General features: G+C 30.2%; 3 protein-coding genes. 1 reads left to right on the top strand and 2 read right to left on the bottom strand.

Going from position 1 to position 7528, the window contains the following annotated elements:
* The coding region (uvrA, locus tag E6A48_RS11670; protein WP_219710476.1) for an excinuclease ABC subunit UvrA at positions 1-4666 on the top strand (4666 nt) is incomplete at its 5' end.
* A gap of 114 nt (positions 4667-4780) precedes the next feature.
* Here the strand turns inward: uvrA and E6A48_RS11665 are convergent.
* Positions 4781-5914, bottom strand: a complete 1134-nt coding sequence (locus E6A48_RS11665; protein WP_219710475.1) for an RsiV family protein — start codon at positions 5912-5914, stop codon at positions 4781-4783.
* A 72-nt stretch (positions 5915-5986) separates the two neighbouring features.
* On the bottom strand, positions 5987-7528 hold a 1542-nt coding region (locus E6A48_RS11660; RefSeq protein WP_219710474.1), incomplete at its 5' end, for a hypothetical protein.

The following is a 7528-nucleotide window of genomic DNA, read 5'->3' as shown; positions in this document are numbered from 1 at the left end:
AAAAAAATATTTACTTTATGGTACTGATAAAGAAGTAAAATGGAGAAAAAGATTTTGGTATCATAGCAAAATGGTAGAAGAGAGAGTACCTGGGATTTTAGACAGATTAAAATACGACTACGAAACTTATAAAATGAATTATTATGCTAATTTTATGGATGAAGTTGAATGTCCTAAATGTAAGGGCAAAAGAATTAATGATGATGCTTTGTCAGTAAAGTTTAACGGTAAAACTATAGCCGATTTCTCTTCAATGACTATAGAAGATTTATATGATTATTTTACTAAATTAAAATTAAAACCAAATGAAGAAGTGATTGGTGCTCCTATAGTAAAAGAGATTATTTATAGGTTAACATTTTTGGTGAAAGTGGGATTAACTTATCTCACAATAGAGCGTTCCTCTCCTACTCTTTCAGGAGGAGAATCTCAAAGGATAAGATTAGCCTCTCAAATAGGAAGCGGACTTGAAGGTGTTTTATATGTACTTGATGAGCCTTCAATAGGTTTGCATCAATCAGATAATAAAAAATTGATTGAATCATTAAAAACATTAAGAGATAAAAATAATACTGTCATAGTTGTAGAGCATGATAAAGAAACTATGGAAGAATCAGATTATTTAATTGATATAGGTCCTAATGCTGGTGTTAATGGCGGTGAGGTTGTAGGCATTGGTGATTATGATGAGTTTATAAAATCTGATAGATCTTACACTGCTAAATATTTACGCGGTGATGATGATATAGAAATACCAAAACAAAGACGCGAAGGAAACGGAAAGTTTTTAAAAGTAATTGGAGCTAATCAATTTAATCTTAAGAATATAGATGTTGAGTTTCCTTTGGGATTATTTATTGTAGTTACAGGACTTTCAGGAAGCGGTAAATCTACTTTAGTTGAAAATATTTTAATGAGAGCATTGCATAATCATTTTTATGGTAAGAGTTTAAATCCTGGAAGTCATGAAAGAATAGAAGGACTTGAAAATATTGACAAGGTTATAGAAGTTGATCAATCTCCTATAGGAAGAACACCGAGAAGCAATCCTGCAACATACACAAAAGTTTTATCGCCTATAAGAGATTTATTTGCAGCTACTAAACTTGCTAAAATGAGAGGATATGATAAAGGAAGATTTTCATTCAATGTAAAAACAGGAAGATGTCCAACTTGTGAAGGAGCTGGAGTTATAGAATTAGAGATGCAATTTCTTTCAAATGTATTAGTGCCTTGTGAGGAATGCGGAGGAAAGAGATTTAATGCAGAAACTTTAGATGTTAAATATAAAGACAAAACTATTTACGATGTTCTTGAGATGAGTGTATCTGAAGCAATAGAATTCTTTGATGGTATAACTTCTATTACAAGAATATTAAAAATAATGGAAGATATAGGACTTGGATATATTAAATTAGGTCAGCCATCAACTACACTTTCTGGAGGAGAAGCTCAAAGAATAAAACTTGCAAGCGAACTTCATAAAATATCTACAGGAAATACTTTATATATATTAGATGAACCAACTACAGGACTTCATTTTGAGGATATAAAGAAATTATTAAAAGCATTAGACGGACTTGTTGAGAAAGGAAATACTGTTTTAGTTGTAGAGCATAATTTGGACGTTATTAAATGTGCTGATTACATTATAGATATGGGGCCTTTAAGCGGAGATAAGGGAGGAAGAGTTGTTGCTGAGGGTAAGCCTGAAGACATAATAAAAGTAAAAGAATCTCTCACTGCAAAAGAACTTAAAGAAATATTAAAGCCTTCAAAAAAGAAAAAAGAGAATATCAAAACAGAAGAAACAAAAAAAGAAGAAAACACTTCTCTCATTATAAAAGGTGCTAATAAACATAATCTTAAAAATATAAGTTTGACACTCCCAAAAAACCAAATTAATGTTATCACAGGAGTATCAGGAAGTGGAAAAACTTCTCTTGCATTTGATACTATATTTAAAGAAGGTCAAAGGAGATTTGTTGAATCGCTTTCTACTTATGCTAGAAGATTTTTAGGAAGATTTGAAGATGCTAATGTTGACAAAATAGAAGGCTTAGCACCAGCAATTGCAATAGACCAAAAGAATGTAAGCAGAAATCCTCGCTCTACTGTGGCAACTGTTACAGAGATTTATGACTATTTTAGGCTAATTTTTGCAAGGCTCGCTAAACCACATTGTCCGCATTGCTCTGATAAAGATACTCTAAAAGCTGAAACTCCTTCAATACTTGCTACTGAAATTGTTGACACTATGGACCAACATAAACTTGTTATAATATCTCCATTATATCATAGCTCATTTAATCATAGATTTACCTTCAATGATAATGATGCAAAAGATATTAAAAAGATCATAGAGAAAACAAGAGAAGCAGGATATGTGAGGATGCAGATTAACAATAATGATTATGTTATAGATGATATTACTGAAGAAGATATTAAAGAATTATCAAAAGAAGAGATATATTCTGTTGGTATTGTAATTGATAGAGTTGTTGTTGGAAAAGATAAAAGGGCAAGAATTGCAGATGCTCTTGAAAAAGCAATGGATTTATCAAACGGAGTAGCACATATAAAAGCCACTCAGGGAATAATAGTAAAAGAGAGTTTCCATACAAAATTCCCAGCTTGTTTGCTTCATGGAATATTATTTGATTTTGAAGTTACCCCAAGACATTTTTCATTTAATTCACATTGGGGATATTGTGAGGAATGTAAAGGGCTTGGAAGTAAGCCTACATTTAGTATAGATTTAGCTATAAAAGACAGCACTAAACCTTTATTTGACGGTGCATTAGACACTGCTATTCATAATATGTTTTCTACTCATGGAAAATATTATACAGATTCTTTAATGAGATTTTTAAAAAGAAACGGCATAACAAAAAAAGACTTATATGAAACTCCTTTTAATGAACTTGACAAAAAAGTTATTGACACATTCTTTTTTGGAGGCGATTATTCTGTAGGTAATGTTATTACTGAGTGGCATTCTAATAATGATGTTACAAGTGAAGATTATTCAGAGTGGAAAGATAAATCACTCGGCAAATTCTTTATTGATGAGGAATGTGATTCATGTCATGGAGAAAGACTAAACGAAATAATAAGGTCTTATACTATACAAAATAAAAATATAAGCCAAGTATGTGCAATGACCGTTGAAGAAGCTATTAACTTTTTTGATGAACTTCCAAATCTTTTAACAGAAAGAGAAAACACTATATCAAAAGAAGCTATAAAAGAGATTAGAACAAGATTAAGTTTCTTAGATAAAGTGGGGCTTGGATATTTATTTTTAAGCAGAAAATATGCAACACTTTCAGGAGGAGAAGCTCAGAGAATAAGACTTGCTAGTCAATTAGGTTCTAAACTTACAGGGGTGCTTTATGTATTAGATGAGCCTACTGTAGGGCTTCACCCAAGAGATACTAATCATTTGCTTGATACTTTAAAAGAATTAAGAGATTTAAAAAACACTCTTGTAATAGTAGAGCATGACAGAGATACTATGAAAGCTGCTGACAATATTATAGATATGGGTCCTTATGCTGGTGCTTTTGGGGGTGAAGTAGTTTTTCAGGGTAAATACGATGATATATTAAAAGATAACAATTCACTTACAGGAAATTATTTAAGTGAGAGAAAAAAAGTATTTGAAAAAACTGCTGTAAGAAATGAAGAGACTGAATGCATAAAATTAAAAAATGTTTCAACAAACAATTTAAAAAATATTGATGTTGATATACCGCTTAAAAAAATAGTAGTAGTTACTGGAGTATCTGGAAGCGGTAAGTCATCATTAATAATAGACACTCTCTACCCTGCCCTAAAAAAACGAAGATTAAATCAATACTCAAAATTTGAAAGTGTTGAAATACCTGCAATTGTTTCGGATACTATATTAGTTGATCAAATTTCTATAGTGGGCTCTATTAGAAGTACATTAGTAAGCTATAGTAAAGTGTTTGATAAAATAAGAAATATATTTGCTAAAACTCCTACAGCAAAAGCAAAGGCTTTTTCTCCGGGCAGATTCTCATATAACGGAAAAGAAGGAAGATGTAATATTTGCGAAGGTAAAGGAATAAGAAAAATTGCAATGCACTTCTTATCTGATATGGAAATTGTTTGCGAGGCTTGCGGTGGTAAAAGATATAATGATGAAACTTTATCTGTAAGATTCAAATCTCTAAACATAGCAGAAGTATTAGAACTCACAGTTGATGAGGCAATAGAGTTTTTTGACTTTGACAAATCAATCACAAAAACTTTATCAATAATGAGCGAAGTTGGACTTGGTTATATAAAACTCTCTCAAAGGCTTGACACTTTCTCAGGCGGTGAGCTTCAGCGTTTGAAACTTGCAACCGAGTTAGCTAAAAAACAAGGCGATGAGCATATAGTATATATTTTAGATGAACCTACTACAGGGCTTCATTTTGATGATGTGAATAAACTTCTTATAGCTTTAAATAAATTAGTAGAGAAAGGACATAGCGTTATAATAATAGAGCATAACCCTGATGTTATAAAAGCTGCGGACTACATAATCGATTTAGGATTAGAAGGCGGCACTAATGGAGGAGAAATCATTGCTAAAGGAACTGTCGAAGAAATATTGGAGATGAAAAAAGGCTACACTTGGAAGTATATTTAATTAAATAGTATATACTAGAAATTTTAAAGTCTGTAAACAAATACTATAGTAGTATATAAAAAATAAAGAGGATAATTATAACTATCCTCTTATAAAGTTTATATAAATATTTTATTATTCAAATATAGTCTTGTATTCGTCTTTTAAATAAGGTTTGATTTCTTCTGTTGGTATTAATACTCTAGTTTCACCTATTGCATAAGGTCCGATTTCGTATATTCCCCAAGTAAATACTAAACCTTTTGATGTTAGATAGAAATTGTTGTTTTCTAATGTAAGCTCATCTAATCCAAAATAAGAATTAGCATCTCTACCTTCTATTTTTAATAATTTGTCTTTTACTAAATTAATTAAATCAGTACTTTTTAAGTCTGTTATTAAATCTTCTATTTTTAATTTGTTTCCATTTTCTAATGAATATACGCTATTTATTGTAGCATAGTTTCCATGTGCTCCACCTGTGTATTCATAAACTAATTTGTTAATAGATACAACTTTTTCACTCAAATAATCTATTCCAAATTGTGAAGAATAATTTTCTATATGTGATATATAATCAGATTTTACCCACTCATCATATATAGCAGTCATTTTGTTGCTTATAATACTTTGAGATGTTAATAATTTTGTTGGGTCATTAAAAGTGCTTACATCAGTAATGCCAAAATCTTTATTTATGTCTAAATTAATTTTGTCTATGCTTGCAGATTTACTATCATTGTTTAGAGCAAATATTGCAGTTTTGAATTGGAATATTCTTGGATCATCAGCTTTCGGAGAAACATTTGAATAAGTATATTCTATTATTTTAGCACCTGTTACAGGAGTTTTTGCTGCTTTGAAAGTCATATCTTTTCCATCTATTTTTGCAACAAATGGATATGCTATGCTTGGGAAATTTCCTTCTAATGTTTTATTGTCATAAGAAACAGCTGAAATATTTCCTTCATCAAGCTCGCCTGCTTTTATAACATTAAATGTGTTTAAGTTTTGATTGATGTCTCTGTAATATACAACTCCAAAATTTCCGCTTTCATTTTGTGCTATTTCAGAATTAATATATTCGCCTGTATCAGAAACCAAATATACAACATCATAATTATTAGCTTTTTCATTTTCACTAAGCTCTAATGGTTTAATTTCTGCTGTATTATTATCAGTTACTGTTTCTTGTTTGGCATTATTTGAATTACCGCATGAAACAAAAATAAATAAAGTACATAATGCTGTAAAAAAAATTGCTTTCATTTTTTATCCTTAATATAATTTTCTATATAAAAACAAAACATATTTTAACTTGTAAAAATAATTGAAAAGAAATTAATATTTAAACTCCACAGTATAATGCGTAACAGCATCATGAGGCATAATGTACTCTCTATTATTCATCAAAAGCTCAAGCATATCAGCCCTAGCATCATACTCCATACCAATACGTACATCTTTTATATAATCATTGGCAAAATCACTCCAATAAGTTCCATCCCTATATTCTTTTGCTGTTTTTCTCAAATAATTTATTACAATAGAATAATCTTTAATAGTATTATACATATCTTCTATTTGCCTATAGTCTACAAGTTGAACTGCCTTATTATTAATATTAAGCATTACTTTTTCGCCTCCGCTCTGCCATACCATTAATTTATCTGTATAGTCTATAGGAGTTATTACTGTCCAATCTTCATCTTTATTAGGCTCTTTATCTTTAATTAAAAACTGATTAAGCCCAGCTGTTTTTATATGTTCTTCTGTAATAGTAAAATATTCCTTCCCGCTGTAATAAGCTGCTTTTATCTCCTCAGAAGGAGGTATGGGCACATAATAATATTTATTATTAATTTTATAAGTTGAATAAGGCGAGTTGTCTGATTTATAATATTTACCATTATCAAGTTTTATCCAATTAGGCTCTTCAGGCGTTTTTATTCTATTTTGTATATAAGGTAAATTTCCACCAAGTTGTGAATAAGAAGATATTTCATTTGCCTTGTCATAAGCTGAAGAATTAGGCTCTTTCTGCCAAGTTACGCCATCGGTAGTTGACCATATAGTATTATCATCTTTAAAAGACTGACTTCTATAACTCCATCCATCTGAAATATGTTCATAATATGATCTAAAACCTTTTGTAACATATATTTTATTTTTATCATAGCGAACAGTAAGATTATCTCTTTGTCCCCAAGGTGTATTTCTTTTTTCCCTATTATCACCTACAGAAGTATCTTTGTTTTTATGTACTCTATAATACACATTTTTACTCGTTGTAAATGATGGAGCATCTGTACTTCGGCATCCGTCTGGATTTTGCTCATTAAAATCTTCTTTTAAACCTATTAAATATATATAATCTTTAAACTCAACAATTCTATAACTACTGACTCCAAATCTTCCTTGAAAACTAGCATTAGGGTCTGTACTTACTGAAGGAAAAGTTTTATAAACATTATCATCAGAACCCTCAGTTCTCCAATTTATTAAATCTGATGATGTTCTTATCTCATTATTAAAAGTTATGTTTATGCGAAATGTATGAGTTCTTTCTTCACCTTTACAGTCTGTAGTAGTAAAAGAACCCGAAGAATATTTATAACTTCCATAAGAATAATATTCATATAAAACTCTATCTTCTTCTATTACGTTCATAGAATAACAATCACTGTAGCCTTTACTGTTTTTATCATAAACTATTATGTTTCCATCATCATCTATTTGTAAAATTACATTCTTAGCTGTTTGAGTTAATGTTTTATTTTCAGGTATATACTCATACATATAATCAGCCAATATATACCATTTGCCTTGATATTTGAATTTTCTTCTAAATCCTCCAAATACTTCGCCGTCTTTGGCAGGCAC

It is taken from the genome of Brachyspira pilosicoli, from assembly GCF_019402445.1.
Classification (GTDB): Bacteria; Spirochaetota; Brachyspiria; order Brachyspirales; family Brachyspiraceae; genus Brachyspira; species Brachyspira pilosicoli_B.
The sequence above is the reverse complement of the archived record's forward strand: the minus strand, read 5'-3'. Positions and strand labels throughout refer to the sequence as shown.

Coding starts and splice junctions, on each gene's coding strand:
- E6A48_RS11665 (WP_219710475.1), bottom strand. CDS start 5,914: ATGAAAGCAATTTTTTTTACAGCATTATGTACTTTATTTATTTTTGTT.